Below are 16,382 nucleotides of genomic sequence, written 5' to 3' on the forward strand. Positions count from 1 at the left end.
GAATGACCGCGGTGCGGTGGAGTAAAAGGGGAATAGCCGAAAGGATAATACAAAGTGAAAGGGTCGGAAAAGGGAAAACCGTGACGGCCTGCGCCGTCACGATCGGAGGATTACAGCAGTTCTGCCAGCATCTTCTCAAGTTTGCCCTGATCAACGGCAAAGTTACGGATGCCTTCTGCCAGCTTCGCCACCGCCATCGGATCCTGGTTGTGCTGCCACAGGAACTCAGACTCGGTCATGCGGGCCGGACGTGCTTTCACTTCACCGCTGTAGCTCAGTTTACGCTCCAGGGTTCCTTCGCTCTCGGCCAGCTCTTTCAGCAGCGCAGGCGAAATGGTCAGACGGTCACAGCCAGCCAGCTCGATGATTTCACCGGTGTTACGGAAGCTGGCGCCCATCACGACGGTTTCATAGCCGTGCTGCTTGTAGTAGTTGTAGATTTCAGAAACAGAAACCACGCCGGGATCTTCGTGTGCTGCGTACTCTTTTTTGTCGGTGTTGGCTTTGTACCAGTCCAGAATACGACCCACAAACGGAGAGATCAGGAAAACGCCCGCTTCGGCACAGGCACGCGCCTGAGCGAAGGAGAACAGCAGCGTCAGGTTACAGTTGATGCCCTCTTTTTCCAGCTGCTCCGCGGCGCGGATACCCTGCCAGGTTGAGGCCAGTTTGATCAGGATGCGGTCATTGCTGATACCGGCATCGTTGTAGAGTTTGATCAGACTACGGGCTTTATTGATGCTGCCTTCGGTGTCGTAAGAGAGACGCGCATCCACTTCGGTCGAAATACGGCCCGGGATCAGTTTGAGAATTTCCAGACCAATGTTTACGGCCAGCTTGTCAGAAACCAGCTGCAGCTGCTCATCTTTATCGCTGCTCTGCTCACGCGCCCAGCCGATCGCTTCATCGATCAGTTTACGGTATTCAGGGATTTGTGCGGCGTTAAGAATCAGAGAAGGGTTAGTCGTGGCATCCTGCGGCTGATACAGCTTCATGGCTGCGATATCACCGGTGTCGGCAACGACGGTGGTGAGCTGACGCAGGGAGGTAAGTTTGTCCGTCATGTTCTTTTCTCTTAGTTAACTGTCAGTGTGAAAAAAGGCTGTTGCGATAATATCACGCGCCAACGGCGGCGCAAGGTCAGGGAATGCCGTTTACGATAGCGCGAACAAATAGGTGTGATTCGTCATTCTTTGCGGCTTTTTTGCTACACTGCGGAGCCTGATAAGCCGCCAATATCCTGTTAAAGCAGGCATTAAACGAGGAAGCAACTATGTTGATGGTGATCTCTCCCGCCAAGACGCTGGATTATGACAGCCCGCTGGCGACAACCCGCTATACCCAGCCTGCGCTGTTAGAAAAGTCACAACAGCTGATTGAGATTGCGCGTGACCTGTCACCGGCCAGCATCGCCTCGTTAATGGGCATCAGCGACAAACTGGCGCACCTGAATGCCGAGCGGTTTAACAGCTGGCAGCCCGACTTCTCGCCGCAGAATGCCCGTCAGGCAATTCTGGCGTTTAAAGGCGATGTTTATACCGGTTTGCAGGCGGAGACGTTCAGCGATCAGGATTTCGATTTTGCCCAGCAGCACCTGCGCATGCTGTCTGGCCTGTATGGCGTGCTGCGTCCACTCGATCTCATGCAGCCTTACCGGCTGGAGATGGGCATTCGGCTGGCGAATCCGGCAGGTAAAGACCTCTATACCTTCTGGGGTGATCTCATCACCGAAACGCTGAACGCCGCGCTGGCGGAACAGGGCGACAACGTCCTGATCAACCTCGCCTCGGATGAATATTTCCGGGCGGTCAGACCGAAAGCGTTACAGGCGCAGATGATTAAGCCGGTGTTCCTGGATGAGAAAAATGGCAGCTACAAAGTCATCAGCTTCTACGCCAAAAAGGCGCGCGGCCTGATGAGTCGCTATGTGATTCAGGAGCGCCTGACAAAGCCGGAGCAGCTTAAGGCGTTTGATCTGGAAGGCTACCGTTTTGATGCAGCCAGCAGCAGCGAAAGCGAGCTGGTGTTTAAGCGCGCGGAGCAGTAGCCCCGCGCGTCTTCTCTTTCCCGCAGCCGGGAAAGATTATTTCAGCAGAAATGCCCGCAGCGCGGCAAAGTCCGCCTGCATCTGGTGTGACAGCAGCGGGAGTTCCGCACGCTCCGCCAGCTCCGGCGGCAGCGTCAGGGTCTGCTCAAGGATCGCTTCCACGCTTTCACGGAATTTGGCCGGATGGGCGGTGCCGAGGAACAGGCCATACTCGCCCTCCTGCAGCTGATCGCGCAGCAGACGCCAGGCGATGGCGGCGTGGGGCTCAGAAATGTAGCCAATCTCAGCCAGTTCACGCATGGCGGCACGGGTGGTTTCGTCAGAGACCGCACCGCAGGCCAGGTCGGTCAGCCGCCAGGTTTTACGGCGGAACAGCTCTTCCACACGCGGCCAGTTGTTCGGCTGGCTGACATCCATCGCATTCGACAGGGTCGCGACCGTCTGGTTAGGCTGCCACTCGCCGTTTCCGAGGAAGCGCGGCACCGTGTCATTGGCGTTAGTGGCGGCGATAAAGCGCTTGATCGGCAGCCCCAGTGATTTCGCCAGCAGACCCGCCGTTAAATCCCCGAAGTTGCCGCTTGGTACGGAAACCACCAGCTGATTGCGTTTTTCCTGCGGCAGCTGCGCCACCGCTTCAAAGTAGTAGCAGATCTGTGCCAGCAGGCGGCTGATGTTGATGGAGTTAGCTGAGTTCAGGCCAATCGTCTTTTTCAGCACTTCATCATCGAACGCCTGCTTGACCAGCGCCTGACAGGCATCGAAATCGCCGTCGATGGCGATAGTTTCGATGTTGCCGCCCAGCGTACAGAAGAGTTTCTCCTGCAGCGGGCTGATCTTGCCCTGTGGATAGAGGATCACCACACGCACATTCTCCATGCCGTAGAAGGCGTGGGCCACGGCCGCACCGGTATCACCGGAGGTCGCGGTCAGAATCGTGATCTGCTCGTCTGAACCGGAAACATAGGAGAGCATCTGCGCCATAAAACGGCCGCCGAAATCTTTAAACGCCAGCGTCGGGCCGTGGAACAGCTCCAGACAGGCCACATCTTCACTGACCGCTTTGACCGGTGCCGGAAACGCAAACGCGGCTTTAACACGCTCATGCAGCTGTTCGGCCGGGATCTCATCACCAATATAAGCCGACAGAATTTTGCTGCTGCGGCTGACAAAATCCATCTCCAGCATCGCGTCGATGTCTGTCAGTTCAAACTCCGGCAGTTCCAGCGGAAAGAACAGACCCTGCTGCGATCCCAGACCCTGTTTCACCGCCTGGGCGAAGCTGACCTGCTCGTTGTGATCCTTAAGATTGTAGAGTTTCATGCGTTATCCCAATTGTCGTGCGCCAGCCGTGTCGAGACGGCAGATATGGACGAAGCCTTCATCGTTCTGCAGATAGTGCTGGCTCAGCCAGTCAGCCATCCGCTGTGCCGTTTCCATCTGATTGCAAACGGCGAAAAGTGTCGGACCAGAGCCTGAGATACCGCACGCCAGTGCGCCGATATCGTTGGCCGCCTGTCGCGCCTCGGCGAAGCCCGGCAGCAGTCTGGTGCGATAAGGTTCAGCAATGACATCCTGCATAAGTTTAGCGGCCAGCAGCGGCTGACGCGTATGGCAGGCGTGAATGAAGCCCGCCAGCAGGCGGCCATGCCTGATGCACTCCTCTTTGCGGTACTGCGCCGGTAAAATCGCACGCGCTTCGGCGGTCGAGACTTTAATGCCCGGATAGGCCATGACCCACAGCCAGTCATCAAAGCCGGGCACGGCCTGGCTGATAATCTCATTCTCCTGCAGCATCAGCTGAATGCCCCCAAGGAAGCAGGGCGCGACGTTATCATAATGAACGCTGCCGGAGATGCGCCCTTCCAGCTCGCCCATCAGCGTCAGCAGGGTGCTGTCATCGAGGGGCTTACCGCAGAATTCATTCATCGCGACCAGACCGGCCACCACCGAGCAGGCGCTGGAGCCCAGCCCGGAGCCGATGGGCATGTTCTTCTCCAGCGTCATCGCCACCGGGATCTCTTTGCCCACCGCCTCGCAGAAGCGCTGCCAGCACTGATAAACGATATTCTCTTTAGGATCGGCGGGCAGCTTACTGACAAAACGTCCGGCGTTGGTCAGTGAAAAGTGCTCTGCCGCCTCCACGGAGACGCAGTCACCCAGCAGGGAACCGTCCACCGGCGAAACCGCCGCGCCCAGCACATCGAAGCCGACGCTGACGTTACCAATCGAGGCCGGTGCGTAAATTTTTACCATTTTTAAACTCCCAACTTCCATGACAGCGTGCGCAGCAGGTCGGCAAAGACACCGGCCGCTGTCACATCATTTCCTGCACCGTACCCGCGCAGCACCATCGGGATCGGCTGATAGTAGCGGCTGTAAAATGCCAGCGCATTCTCGCCATTTTTCACCTTAAAGAGCGGATCGTTGCTGTCTACGGCGTCAATTCTGACTTTGCAGACGCCGCCCTCTTCGATCACGCCGACATAGCGCAACACTTTACCCGCATCACGCGCCTGCGCAACCCGCGCGGCAAAGGCGTTGTCCAGCTCAGGCAGGCGCTGCATAAACTGCTCAACGTCTGCAATGTCGGTCAGGCTGGCGGGCAGCAGCGGCTCAATCTCAATATCCGTCAGCTCCAGCTGATGACCCGCTTCGCGCGCCAGGATCAGCAGCTTACGCGCCACGTCTGTGCCGGCGAGATCGTCACGCGGATCGGGTTCGGTAAAGCCCATCTCCCGCGCCATCTGAGTCGCCTGAGACAGGGAGACGCCTTCATCCAGCTTGCCGAAGATAAAGGAGAGCGAGCCAGACAGGATGCCGGAGAAGCGCAGCAGCTCATCACCCGCGTTCATCAGGTTCTGCAGGTTTTCGATCACCGGCAGACCGGCACCGACGTTAGTATCATAAAGGAATTTGCGGCGCGATTTGGCCGCGGCGGCACGCATCTCCTGGTAGTAGTTCCAGGATGAGGTGTTAGCCTTTTTGTTCGGCGTCACCACGTGGAAACCTTCGCTGAGAAAATCGGCATACTGATCGGCGACCGCCTGGCTGGAGGTACAGTCCACAATCACCGGATTAAGCAGATGATACTCTTTGACCAGCCGGGTCAGGCGCGCCAGATTGAAAGGCTCTTTGGCTTCGCTTAATGCCGCTTCCCAGTGGCTCAGATCGATGCCGTGAACATTCGTTAACAGCGCATGCGAGTTGGCGATGCCGCAGACCCGCAGGTCGATATGCTTCTGCTTCAGCCACGCCTGCTGGCGATGTAACTGATCCAGCAGCGCACCGCCGACGCCGCCGACGCCCACCACAAAGACTTCGATAACCTGATCGGTGGCGAACAGCATCTGATGCACCACGCGCACCCCGGTGATCACTTCATCGTTGTTAACCACGACGGAGATGGAACGTTCAGAGGAGCCCTGCGCAATCGCCACGATATTGATGTTGGCGCGCGCCAGCGCCGAGAAGAATTTGGCTGAGATGCCGCGCAGGGTGCGCATGCCATCGCCCACCACCGAGATCACCGCCAGATTTTCAATGATATCCAGCGGGTCCAGCAGGCCATCTTTCAGCTCCAGATAGAACTCCTCTTCCAGCACCTGACGCGCCCGCGCCAGCTCGCTCTGCGGCACGCAGAAACTGATGCTGTATTCAGACGAGGATTGGGTGATCAGCACCACGGAAATGCCGGTGCGCGACATCGCCGCAAACACCCTGGCCGCCATTCCGACCATCCCTTTCATGCCGGGACCGGAGACGTTAACCATCGCCATGTTATTCAGGTTGGTGATGCCTTTCACCGGATTCTCATCCTGCTCGCCTTCTGCCCCAATCAGGGTGCCGGGCGCCTGCGGATTGGCGGTGTTTTTGATCAGGCACGGGATCTGGAACTGCGCGATGGGCGCAATGGTGCGGGGATGCAGCACCTTGGCGCCGAAATAGGAGAGCTCCATCGCTTCCTGATAGGACATCGATTTCAGCAGGCGGGCATCCGGCACCTGACGCGGATCGCAGGTATAGACGCCATCGACATCGGTCCAGATTTCACAGCAGTCGGCGCGCAGACAGGCGGCCAGCACGGCCGCCGAGTAGTCTGAGCCATTACGGCCCAGCACCACCAGCTCACCGCGCTCGTTGCCGGCGGTAAAGCCCGCCATCAGGATCATATTCTGCGGCGGGATCTGGCTGGCTTCGATGCGACGGGTCGATTCGGCGATGTCGACGGTGGACTCCAGGTAGTGACCGACAGCGAGCAGCTTCTCTACCGGATCGATCACGCTGACCTCATGACCGCGTGCCTGCAGCAGCGCTTCCATAATGGCAATCGAAAGTTTTTCACCGCGGCAGATGATCGCCGCATTGACGCTGTCCGGGCACTGCCCCAGCAGGCTGATGCCGTGCAGCACCTGCTTCAGCTGCGCAAACTCCAGGTCCACGCGGGTTTTCAGCCGCTCATATTCAAAGCCAGGCTGTGACTCAGCGAGCCCCTGCAGCAGCTCGCTGAAGATACGCTCAGCGTCGCTGATATTCGGCAAAGCGTCCTGACCACTGATGGTTTTTTCAATCATCGCCACCAGGTGGTTAGTGATCTTTGCTGGCGCAGAGAGCACGGTTGCAACCTGTCCTTGTTGCGCATTACTTTCCAGAATGTCAGCGACGCGAATAAACCGTTCCGCATTCGCTACCGAGGTCCCGCCGAATTTCAGCACTCGCATGATATAAACTCTCCTGAATTTAAGCCGAAAAAAAAGCCCGCACTGGTTAGGTGCGGGCTTTTTTTCTGTTTTTCCTGTATGCGTCAGCCCGCACCGTTACCTGTGGTAATGGTGATGGTAATAATTGTGGTGTTCAGGCTGATTTTACGCATTGAGATTTTTTTCTGTCTGTCTTTATCTGTCCGTCTGGCATCCAGAAGTAAAGCAAAGCGCACATTAAGTCAACCCGATTTGTCCGGCAGGCCCGTTTCCCTGACTGCGCAGAGCCACCGGCGAAATCGTAAAACGCTCTTTGATCGTTTGCGATGCTGAACTTCTCTGCGATCTGTTACTGCAAAATCAGATTTTCGCCGAGGATTAATCTGCGAGTTTTTTTTCAATATCGTGCAGCAGACGATGCAGCATCGCCGTGTCGCGCTGTTCCAGCAGCCCCAACCGCTGATCGATCCAGTCAGAGAGTTTCTCATCATCACTCACCTCCAGCTGTGCCAGCAGCTGATGCAAACGCTGCCGCAGCGCCTGCAACTGCTGCCCGTCTGCGGCGGCGGTAAGCGGCGCCTCAACCTGATTCAGCTTCGACAGCTGATAGCAGTAGACCATCACCGCCTGGCCGAGATTGAGTGATGGATAGTCATTCGCCATCGGGATACCGGTCAGCAGATCGACCTGCTCCAGCTCCTCATTGGTCAGCCCGCTGTCTTCGCGACCAAATACCAGCGCCATACTCTTTACCCACTGACGCTTCTCCAGCAGCTGTGTTTCAACCTGCTCTGGCGTGGCGTAGTAGCGAAACTTTGCCCGGCTACGCGCAGTGGTGGCGACGGAGAAGTCGATGTCAGCTAATGCGTCAGCCAGCGTTGCAAACGTCTGGACGTTATCGAGGATCTCACCCGCGCCATGCGCGACCCGGCGCGCGGCCGGGTCCTGCCAGGCGTCGCTGTCCACAATGCGCAGCTGGCTGAAGCCCATGGTTTTCATGGCGCGCGCCGCAGCGCCGATATTTTCTGGCCGCGCGGGCGAGACGAGAATCAGGGGGAAGAGCATATTTATTCCATTGGTCCATTTACATAACGCCATATTAACATGACTGTTCAGGATTCAGCGGGCGGAAGCGAATAAGAAAAGCGGTGATTAACATTGTTAAAACCGGTTAAAAAAAGCGGTCCGAATCTTTTTACCGGCGAAGCGGCCTTTATTAAAGAAACCACTATTAATACATTTAAGTTCAACAGGATAGAATGTGATTACCAGTGGGTTTCATTTTGGAACCGAAGCGTGAAAAATGTAATGAAAATGATGCTTTTTGTGAGCTAAACGGGCAATCTACGAGAAGTTTTTCACAAAAGTGTTAACGTGCTACAATTGCATTTGATATAAGTCAACGAAGCGTTGTTTTTATGCTTATCGGTTGTAGTTGGTGCTGTTAGGTTGCTGTTAATGCAGTTAGGATATGCGCCATTATCATTCTCGCCTGGGGCATGCAATTTTCATCCTGACTGGCTGAGCTAATACTGTTGTTGACGTTGATAGATGGCTTATCAAAATATGATTTCGTACAACGGTTCAGCGCGGCCCGCTGCTCTCGATGATGGAGAACGCCATACCGCTGTACGCCCTGTTTTCAATTTGTTGGCAAATTTTAGGTAGCTAAACATGCAGACCCCGCACATTCTTATCGTTGAAGACGAACTGGTCACGCGTAACACCCTCAAGAGCATCTTCGAGGCAGAAGGTTATGTGGTGTATGAGGCGACTGATGGTGCAGAAATGCATCAGGTGCTGACCGACAATGACGTTAACCTGGTGATCATGGACATCAACCTGCCGGGTAAAAACGGCCTGCTGCTGGCCCGTGAACTGCGCGAACAGGCCAATGTCGCCCTGATGTTCCTGACCGGCCGTGACAACGAAGTTGATAAAATTCTCGGTCTGGAAATTGGCGCTGACGACTACATCACCAAACCGTTCAATCCGCGTGAGCTGACGATTCGTGCCCGTAATCTGCTGTCGCGCACCATGAATCTCGCCATGCCGGGCGAAGAGCGCCGTCAGGTTGAGAGTTACAAATTCAATGGCTGGGAGCTGGATATCAACAGCCGCTCACTGATCAACCCGAACGGCGAGCACTATAAACTGCCACGCAGTGAGTTCCGTGCCATGCTGCACTTCTGCGAAAATCCGGGCAAGATTCAGACCCGTGCCGATCTGCTGAAAAAAATGACCGGCCGTGACCTTAAGCCGCACGACCGCACCGTGGATGTGACCATCCGTCGTATTCGTAAGCATTTCGAATCGACGCCGGACACACCTGAAATCATCGCCACCATCCATGGCGAAGGTTACCGCTTCTGCGGCGACCTGCATGAGTAAGCTGCGGTAAGCCTGAAAAAAAACGCCCCTGCGGGCGTTTTTTTTATGCTCAGTGCCACGGCATAATCGGCACGGCGCTGATCGCATTCTTCGGTGAACCATCGACGACTTTATCGGAGTAGGTCAGATAGACCAGGGCGTTACGCTTTTTATCGAAGAAGCGCACCACCTGCAGCTTTTTGAAGATCAGCGAGGTACGCTGGCGGAAGACCACCTCCCCCTCCGCTTTGCCCTGCGCGATTTTCTCACTCAGCTCCACTGGCCCAATCTGCTGGCACGAAATCGCCGCATCGGAGGTATCCTCAGCCAGCCCCAGCCCGCCTTTAATCCCACCGGTCTTCGCCCGGCTGATATAGCAGGTTACATTTTTAACATCCGGATCGTCGAAGGCTTCAACGACAATCTTGTGGTCAGGCCCGAATATCTTAAACACCGTGTCGACAGAGCCGATCTGTTCGGCGAGCAGCGGGCTGGAAAAGGTCAGTGCGGTCAGCGCAGCGAGGATAAGACGAGGTCTTGTCATGGGGTTACCATTGCAAATTGAATAGATGAACATGTAATGTACTGTCAATCGATATAATGACAAAACCAAAACGGGTTATGCCCGCACTGATTTAGCACAATCTTCCCCGGAAAACGGCCCACGTCTTTTGAGCAATGAGTGCTAATATTCTTCGATGCATTTAGCTGCACCACCAGAGTATGAGGATGTTTTATGGACCAAGCCGGTATCATTCGCGATTTGCTTGTCTGGCTGGAGAGCCATCTGGATCAACCCCTTTCACTGGACAACGTTGCCCAGAAAGCCGGTTACTCTAAATGGCACTTACAAAGGATGTTTAAAGACGTGACCGGACATGCGATCGGCGCCTATATCCGGGCGCGTCGCCTGTCTAAAGCGGCGGTGGCGCTGCGCCTGACCAGCCGTCCGATTCTGGACATCGCACTGCAGTATCGTTTTGATTCACAACAGACTTTTACCCGCGCCTTCAAGAAGCAGTTTGCGCAGACGCCGGCCTGGTATCGTCGCGCTTCCGACTGGAATTCCTTCGGTATTCGTCCCCCTATCCGTCTGGACAATGAGACGCAGCCGGAACCGACCTTCGTCACCCTGCCGGAAACGGTGCTGGTGGGTCAGACCCAGAACTACACCTGTATTCTGGAGCAGATTTCCAGCTACCGTGACGAGATGCGGATTCACTTCTGGAAGCAGTTCCTGCTGGAAACGGATACTGTGCCGCCGGTGCTGTATGGCCTGCATCAGGTGCGCGCCAGCCAGGAAAAAGATGACGAGCAGGAGATCCTCTACACCACAGCGGTGCCGGCTGACAGCGCGGGCAGCCTGCACTCCGGTCAGAATGTCATTCTGGAAGCGGGCGATTATGTGCAGTTCACCTACACCGGCCCGCGCGTCAACCTGCAGGAGTTCATCCTGCTGCTCTACGGCACCTGCATGCCGACGCTGGGGCTGACCCGCCGTCAGGGGCAGGATATTGAACGCTTCTATACCCACGGCGGTAAAAAGCGTGCCGAGCCGCCGACAGAGATCCGTTGCGAATATCTGATTCCGATTCGCCGTCAGACCCCGATCAGCTGATATTCAGGCTGCCGTCCTCACGACGGCGGCCTGCACACCTTCAGCGCTGCAGCTCGTCGAGTGCGGGCGCATCCAGATGAGAGATATCGCCCGCCATCTCCACAATCCACCCTTCGGCCAGCCAGGCGCTCTGCTGATAATCGACCCGCGAGAGCGAGCAGTTTCGCAGACGCAGCCGGCGTTCCGCCCAGGCAGGCAGTCCGAGAATGGTGCTGACCAGCGATCCCAGCGCCATACCGTGACTGACCAGCAGCGGACGGCTCCCGGCCGGCAGGTCGAGACAGGCATTCAGCGCGGCGTGCATGCGCGCTGCCAGTTCGGACATGGACTCCCCTTCCGGGATGCGCCCGCCTTCGGTGCCGTTCACCAGTGTGGCACGCCACTGCTCTTCTGCGGCGGTTAAGCCATCCAGCGGACGCTTCTCCAGCACGCCCATACTGAGCTCCCGCAGGCGCGGATCGAGCGTCACCGTGCAACCACAGGCATCCGCGATAATCTCTGCGGTGCGGCGCGTACGGCCCAGATCGCTGGTGATAACGTGGGTAATACCCAGATGTTTTACGCGTTCACTCACCTGATGCGCCTGCTGTTCACCTTTTTCCGTCAGCGGACTGTCGGACTGCCCCTGAATGCGACGTTCCGCATTCCAAACCGTTTCACCGTGACGAACAAGATAGACCTGTAACATAGTAGTTTCCGTTATACTGCGACCAGAATCGCCTTAGAGCCTGTCTGTAGCCTGATGGGCCAGGCGCTTAACCATCTGAGGGTTCAATTAATTATGTACCATGTTGTCGCAGCCACCACCAATCCAGCGAAGATTCACGCGATTGCGCAGGCATTCAACGACGTTTTCGGCGAAGGATCCTGCCATATTGAAGGGGTCGGGGTCGATAGTGGTGTTGCCGCCCAGCCGCTGAGCCACCTCGAAACGCGAACGGGCGCACGTCAGCGCGTAATGAATGCCCGTCAGGTACGGCCTGAAGCGACATTCTGGGTGGCGATTGAGGCGGGGATCGAAGAGGACAGCGCCTTTGCCTGTATCGTGATAGAGAATCAGAAGCAGCGTGGCGAATCGCGGTCAGCCAGCTTTACGCTGCCACCGGCGGTGCTGGCGGGTCTGCGCGAAGGGCGGGAGCTGGGAGAAGAGATGGCGCGGTTAACCGGCATTGAAAATATCAAACATCAGGGCGGGGCTATCGGGGCGTTCACGCACGGCCTGCTCAGCCGCGCCAGCGTCTATCATCAGGCCCTGATTCTGGCGCTCTGCCCGTTTGTTCATCCGCTCTATCAGTCGTAATTACTCGCCGTCCAGATGCGCCTGCAGCCAGCGTTTCAGCTCCGGCGGCGCCTCTTTCAGACTGTTAGAGCCACGGGTGATGGTGGCGATACCCACGCCAAGTTCGTTTTTCAGCTCGCGCTGGCTCATCTCCCCCTTCATCAACTCTTCGATAATCCGCAGTCGTGTACCAAACGCTTCCCGCTCATCCGCCGTCATCATCAGTTGCATCAGCGGCAGCGCGTGACCATCGGCAAAGGCCTGCTGCATCAGCCTGACAAAGCGCTGCCAGCTATCGTCGGCCGGAGGAGTTTCGGCAGAGGGGGAATGAGAATGGGTCATGAAGAGGCTTCCGTACTCGCTAAAGAGTACGGAAGCTTAGCACAGCTAGTAACGGCGATTCCACTCACCATCTGACAGGATTTTGTCAGGCTTGCCCATGAAGTGACGATAGTAGGCGTCATAGGCCAGCACGTTCTTCACGTAACCGCGCGTTTCAGAGAACGGAATGGTCTCGATAAACGCCACGGCGTCGAGATTACCTGCACTGGTTTTCAGCCAGCTTCGCACCCGGCCCGGACCGGCATTGTAAGCCGCTGAGGCGAAAATCCGGTTCTGATCAAACTGCTGGTAGACATACTCCAGATACTGGGTACCAATCTGAATATTGGTTTCCGGATCGAGCAGCTGACTGCTGTTGCTGTAGCCGGGGATGTCATACATCTTCACGGTGTGCGCCGCGGTGGCAGGCATGATCTGCATCAGACCACTCGCCCCGACCGGGGAACGCGCTTTCGGGTTCCAGGCGCTCTCCTGACGCGAAATCGCCATCGCATAGCTTGGCGGGATCTGCTTCACCTGGGTGTTGCGCTCGTAAACGCTCTGCCACGCCAGCGGGAACCGCTCTTTCAGACTGTCCCACATTTTGGCCGTGATCGTGGCCTGCACGCTGAGATCCCACCAGTCCTGCTCATTGGCGTAGCGCGCCAGCATCTGCTGCTGCGTATGTGTGCGGCTGCCGATCAGATTGCTCCACTCGCTGCGCGCCAGGTTATCCAGCCCCCAGTACATCAGTTCACGGACGCGCGCCAGCTCGGGGCCCTGCACCGTAGCACTGTCAGGCTTGGGTGCTTCATCAATCTGCAGCGGATAATCCACCCCCAGACGCTGAGCGGCCACCATCGGATAGAAGCCACGCGCCTGCATCAGTTTGCGCAGGATCTCTTCCGCTTCCTCTTTGCGATCTTTCTCAAACAGCAGGTCAGCCTGCCAGTACTGCCACTCATCCTTCTCTTTGGCCTCCACCGGCAGACGGGCGATCCAGGTGTTCAGGCCGCGCCGATCGTGCTGCGACAGTGCCAGCCGCACCCGGCGTTCCACCAGCGCGGTGGACTCACTGTTCATTACCACCGCATCGCGCCAGCGTGCCTGTTCAGCGGTCAGATCGCTGCCCATCATGCGCCAGACCACGATCTCTTTCAGCGCCTGCTCATCTTCCGGCCCCATTTTCTGCACCCGGACCAGAATCGGGATCAGGCTGCGGGCGTTTTCCATATCCTGCCGCGCCACGCGGGTAAAGGCGTAAATCGTCGCCTGGCGGGTAAAGTCGGTGGGTCCGACGGCGCTGCCGAAGGTGCTGACCGTCAGCGGGTTCTGCTGCAGCGCCTGCACCGCGTCAGACATGGTCTGATAATCTGCCGGCAGGGTTTTCGCCAGATAGCTCACCAGGCTGTCGTTACCCGCCTTCATCGCCAGACGGATACGCTCCAGGATTGTGATCGGTGAAAGCTGACCCGATGACTGCCAGACCGAAAAGAGCTTGTCGCAGTCGGCAGGCAGCGCAGTGCCGCGCAGCCAGATCTGCTTCGCGCCATCAAACGCGGCCTGCTGCTGACCCGTGGCCCATTTGGCGTAGTACCAGTTGCAGCGCGCCTGCACCGGTTTCGGTTCGGTCGGGCTGAAATTCAGCACGCCCTGCCAGTCCTGCCGGTAAGCCAGCACATTGATAAAGCGGGTGCTGAGCGAGCGCGCAGGCGGCAGCGTGGGATACTGGCGAATAAAATTCTGTACGGCCAGGGCGGTCTCCTGATCGAGATCCTGTGCCAGCAGGCGATATTGCAGATAAGGATAGAGCGGATAATCCTGAAGCGTGGGCAACAGCTGCTCCACGGTGGCCATCTGATTGCTGTCCCACGCCTGTTTAATTTGTTGATAACGTTGCCGTTGTTGATCCAGCGAATCGGCCCATGCGCTGCTGGCCGTTCCGACCAGGCAGATCCCTATCATCCAGTTACGCCACTTCACCACGTAAATCTCCTCTGTTGCTGGGCGCCGGCGAGTTGCCAGGCAGTCTTCATGCTAACCAGGGCATCAGACTCTTGCCATGTTCTTCACAATATTTACGCACGCGGCGGTTAAACGCACCGTCATCGTTCAGCCTGCGCGCCGTCATTGTGCAAATAATCATCAGAAAAACTTATCACCTCTCGTTTTAAGGCGTTGAATCATCAGCTTAAAAAAGTGGCACACCCTTTGCTCTGTTGAATTCCATCTTGTATACCAGCTGGAATCCTTCTTATGACTTCGACCACTGGCCTGACACTGCACGCCTGGCAACAACGCTACCAGCAGGCGCCACATCAGATTAGCGCACTGCTGAGCGCTCACCTTGCCGCCCTGGATCCCCAGGATAATGCCTGGATCATGCTGGCGACCCCGGATCAGCTGGCGGCTCAGATTGAACCGCTGCTGGCTCACTATCAGCGCGATCCCGCATCGCTGCCTCTGTTCGGCGTGCCGTTCGCGGTCAAGGACAATATCGATGTGGCGGGCTGGCCCACCAGCGCCGCCTGCCCCGCCTTTACCTATACCGCCAGCGAGGACGCGGTAGCGGTAGCCAGACTCAAAGCGGCCGGGGCCGTGGTCATCGGTAAAACCAACCTCGATCAGTTTGCCACCGGTCTGGTCGGCACCCGCTCACCTTTTGGCGCGGTCAGTAACACCTTTGACCCCGATTATGTCAGCGGCGGCTCCAGCTCCGGCTCGGCGTCGGTGCTGGCGCGCGGACTGGTCGCCTTTTCCCTGGGCACCGATACCGCCGGTTCGGGCCGCGTCCCGGCCGGTTTCAACAATATCGTTGGCCTGAAGCCGACCAAAGGCTGGTTCTCTGCGCGCGGCGTCGTGCCCGCCTGCCGCCTCAATGACACGATTTCCGTGTTCGCCCTGACGGCAGAAGATGCCTGGAGCGTCGCCAGCGTGATCGGGGGCTACGATGCCGGGGACGCCTATTCGCGCGTGAATCCGCACACCGCCCCCGCCAGCCTGCCGGTTCGCCCCCGCTTTGCCGTTCCTGACACGCCGGAGTTTTTCGATGATGCCGCCGCTGAAGCCGCCTGGGATCGGGCGCTGGAGGCCCTGCAGGCGAGTGGCGCGACGCTGCACCCCATCGACTTCACCCCGTTCCGGCAGCTGGCAGAGCAGCTCTACTACGGTGCCTGGGTTGCTGAGCGCACCGTGGCGGTAGGCGGGATGCTCGATCGCCCCACCGATATGGACCCGGTGGTGCATGAGATCGTCGCCAGCGGCCTGAAATACAGCGCCGTCGATGCCTACAAAGCGGAGTATCTGCGGGCCGGGCTGACGCGCCAGATTCAGCAGACCCTGGCGCAGTTCGACGCGCTGGTGGTGCCGACCTCGCCCACCATTCATACCCTCGCAGAGATGAAGCAGGAGCCGATTCACTACAACTCACAGTTTGGCACCTACACCAACTTTACCAACCTCGCTGACCTCGCCGCGCTGGCGCTGCCTGCGCCGTTCCGCAATGACGATCTCCCGGCGGGTATCACGCTGATTGCGCCCGCCTGGCACGACCGGGCGCTGGCTGAATTTGGCATCCGCTGGCAGCGCCAGCTGGCGCTGCCGCTGGGGGCGACTGGCCTGCCCTGCCCGCCGCCCGTCGCTCTCCCCGTCTCCCCCGATCATGTCCGGCTGGCGGTGGTGGGGGCACACCTCACCGGCATGCCGCTGAATTTCCAGCTCACCGAGCGCAGGGCGGTATGGGTGGAAGAGACAAAGACCGCCCCTCACTACCGCCTGTTCGCCCTGCTGGACGGGGCGATTAAAAAGCCCGGCCTGATGCGGGACGAACAGGGTGCCGCCATCACGGTGGAGCTGTGGGACATTCCGCTGGCACGCTTCGGCGAATTTGTGGCGGAGATCCCCGCCCCGCTGGGTATCGGCAGCCTGACGCTGGCGGATGGGCGGATCGTCAAAGGCTTTATCTGCGAAGGCGCTGCGCTGAACAGCGCACTGGAAATCACCGAATCGGGCGGCTGGCGTAACTGGCTGACCTCACAGGGGAGTCACTGA

15 protein-coding genes and 1 other annotated feature are annotated in these 16,382 nt (G+C 57.7%); of the genes, 5 read left to right on the plus strand and 10 right to left on the minus strand.

Annotation, left to right across the window (positions count from 1 at the left end; all coding sequences use genetic code 11):
• Positions 1-110 precede the first annotated feature (110 nt).
• Positions 111-1,064: a transaldolase gene (gene tal / locus HFD92_RS14510; RefSeq protein ID WP_009092233.1), complete on the minus strand. Its 954-nt coding sequence runs from the start codon at positions 1,062-1,064 to the stop codon at positions 111-113.
• Positions 1,065-1,273: 209 nt separating this feature from the next.
• Here tal and yaaA point away from each other — a divergent pair, with 209 nt between their 5' ends.
• Entirely contained in the window at positions 1,274-2,047 is a 774-nt protein-coding gene (yaaA, locus tag HFD92_RS14515; RefSeq protein WP_046101187.1) for a peroxide stress protein YaaA, read from the plus strand.
• Between the two features lie 36 nt (positions 2,048-2,083).
• On the opposite strand, the gene thrC is transcribed toward yaaA, so the two are convergent.
• The 5 genes from thrC to HFD92_RS14540 all read right to left on the minus strand — a co-directional run bounded on the left by thrC (position 2,084) and on the right by HFD92_RS14540 (position 7,809).
• The gene (gene thrC / locus HFD92_RS14520) at positions 2,084-3,367 is read right to left on the minus strand and encodes a threonine synthase (protein ID WP_009092235.1); all 1,284 of its coding nucleotides are present in this window, start codon (positions 3,365-3,367) and stop codon (positions 2,084-2,086) included.
• Between the two features lie 3 nt (positions 3,368-3,370).
• Positions 3,371-4,300, minus strand: coding sequence for a homoserine kinase (gene thrB, locus HFD92_RS14525; RefSeq protein ID WP_046101185.1), 930 nt, complete (start codon positions 4,298-4,300; stop codon positions 3,371-3,373).
• 2 nt (positions 4,301-4,302) lie between these two features.
• Positions 4,303-6,765, minus strand: coding sequence for a bifunctional aspartate kinase/homoserine dehydrogenase I (gene thrA / locus HFD92_RS14530; protein ID WP_167429159.1), 2,463 nt, complete (start codon positions 6,763-6,765; stop codon positions 4,303-4,305).
• Between the two features lie 26 nt (positions 6,766-6,791).
• Positions 6,792-6,910, minus strand: a sequence feature (Thr leader region).
• On the minus strand, positions 6,849-6,917 hold the full coding sequence (thrL, locus tag HFD92_RS14535; protein WP_111209051.1) for a thr operon leader peptide: 69 nt from the start codon (positions 6,915-6,917) through the stop codon (positions 6,849-6,851). (Overlaps the previous feature by 62 nt.)
• A gap of 205 nt (positions 6,918-7,122) precedes the next feature.
• Positions 7,123-7,809, minus strand: coding sequence for a tRNA/rRNA methyltransferase (locus tag HFD92_RS14540; protein WP_167429160.1), 687 nt, complete (start codon positions 7,807-7,809; stop codon positions 7,123-7,125).
• A 609-nt stretch (positions 7,810-8,418) separates the two neighbouring features.
• Here HFD92_RS14540 and arcA point away from each other — a divergent pair.
• On the plus strand, positions 8,419-9,135 hold the full coding sequence (gene arcA, locus HFD92_RS14545) for a two-component system response regulator ArcA (RefSeq protein ID WP_009092239.1): 717 nt from the start codon (positions 8,419-8,421) through the stop codon (positions 9,133-9,135).
• Between the two features lie 49 nt (positions 9,136-9,184).
• Here arcA and creA read toward each other — a convergent pair whose 3' ends face one another.
• A complete protein-coding gene (gene creA / locus HFD92_RS14550) occupies positions 9,185-9,658 on the minus strand; it encodes a protein CreA (RefSeq protein ID WP_009092240.1) in 474 nt (157 codons plus the stop codon).
• 192 nt (positions 9,659-9,850) lie between these two features.
• On the opposite strand from creA, the gene robA reads away from it, so the two are divergent.
• A complete protein-coding gene (gene robA, locus HFD92_RS14555; RefSeq protein ID WP_150028649.1) occupies positions 9,851-10,732 on the plus strand; it encodes an MDR efflux pump AcrAB transcriptional activator RobA in 882 nt (293 codons plus the stop codon).
• Between the two features lie 40 nt (positions 10,733-10,772).
• Here robA and gpmB read toward each other — a convergent pair whose 3' ends face one another.
• Positions 10,773-11,420 carry a 2,3-diphosphoglycerate-dependent phosphoglycerate mutase GpmB gene (gpmB, locus tag HFD92_RS14560; protein WP_111209049.1) on the minus strand — a complete coding sequence of 216 codons (648 nt, stop codon included), beginning with the start codon at positions 11,418-11,420 and terminating at the stop codon, positions 10,773-10,775.
• Between the two features lie 93 nt (positions 11,421-11,513).
• Here gpmB and yjjX point away from each other — a divergent pair, with 93 nt between their 5' ends.
• Complete coding sequence (gene yjjX / locus HFD92_RS14565; RefSeq protein ID WP_009092243.1) at positions 11,514-12,032, plus strand: inosine/xanthosine triphosphatase; 519 nt, start codon at positions 11,514-11,516, stop codon at positions 12,030-12,032.
• On the opposite strand, the gene trpR is transcribed toward yjjX, so the two are convergent.
• Together trpR and sltY are read right to left on the minus strand one after the other, a co-directional pair.
• Positions 12,033-12,353, minus strand: coding sequence for a trp operon repressor (gene trpR / locus HFD92_RS14570; protein ID WP_058957753.1), 321 nt, complete (start codon positions 12,351-12,353; stop codon positions 12,033-12,035).
• A 45-nt stretch (positions 12,354-12,398) separates the two neighbouring features.
• Positions 12,399-14,318, minus strand: a complete 1,920-nt coding sequence (gene sltY, locus HFD92_RS14575) for a murein transglycosylase (protein ID WP_167429161.1) — start codon at positions 14,316-14,318, stop codon at positions 12,399-12,401.
• Between the two features lie 270 nt (positions 14,319-14,588).
• Here sltY and atzF point away from each other — a divergent pair, with 270 nt between their 5' ends.
• Positions 14,589-16,382 (plus strand): allophanate hydrolase, encoded by a 1,794-nt coding sequence (gene atzF, locus HFD92_RS14580; RefSeq protein WP_167429162.1) that lies wholly within the window; start codon positions 14,589-14,591, stop codon positions 16,380-16,382.

Origin of the sequence: Pantoea sp. EKM101V, from assembly GCF_011800325.1 — a bacterium.
GTDB lineage: Bacteria > Pseudomonadota > Gammaproteobacteria > Enterobacterales > Enterobacteriaceae > Pantoea > Pantoea anthophila.

Coding starts and splice junctions, on each gene's coding strand:
- thrB (WP_046101185.1), bottom strand. CDS start 4,300: ATGGTAAAAATTTACGCACCGGCCTCGATTGGTAACGTCAGCGTCGGC.
- thrA (WP_167429159.1), bottom strand. CDS start 6,765: ATGCGAGTGCTGAAATTCGGCGGGACCTCGGTAGCGAATGCGGAACGG.
- HFD92_RS14540 (WP_167429160.1), bottom strand. CDS start 7,809: ATGCTCTTCCCCCTGATTCTCGTCTCGCCCGCGCGGCCAGAAAATATC.
- thrC (WP_009092235.1), bottom strand. CDS start 3,367: ATGAAACTCTACAATCTTAAGGATCACAACGAGCAGGTCAGCTTCGCC.
- yaaA (WP_046101187.1), top strand. CDS start 1,274: ATGTTGATGGTGATCTCTCCCGCCAAGACGCTGGATTATGACAGCCCG.
- robA (WP_150028649.1), top strand. CDS start 9,851: ATGGACCAAGCCGGTATCATTCGCGATTTGCTTGTCTGGCTGGAGAGC.
- gpmB (WP_111209049.1), bottom strand. CDS start 11,420: ATGTTACAGGTCTATCTTGTTCGTCACGGTGAAACGGTTTGGAATGCG.
- yjjX (WP_009092243.1), top strand. CDS start 11,514: ATGTACCATGTTGTCGCAGCCACCACCAATCCAGCGAAGATTCACGCG.
- tal (WP_009092233.1), bottom strand. CDS start 1,064: ATGACGGACAAACTTACCTCCCTGCGTCAGCTCACCACCGTCGTTGCC.
- trpR (WP_058957753.1), bottom strand. CDS start 12,353: ATGACCCATTCTCATTCCCCCTCTGCCGAAACTCCTCCGGCCGACGAT.
- arcA (WP_009092239.1), top strand. CDS start 8,419: ATGCAGACCCCGCACATTCTTATCGTTGAAGACGAACTGGTCACGCGT.
- creA (WP_009092240.1), bottom strand. CDS start 9,658: ATGACAAGACCTCGTCTTATCCTCGCTGCGCTGACCGCACTGACCTTT.
- atzF (WP_167429162.1), top strand. CDS start 14,589: ATGACTTCGACCACTGGCCTGACACTGCACGCCTGGCAACAACGCTAC.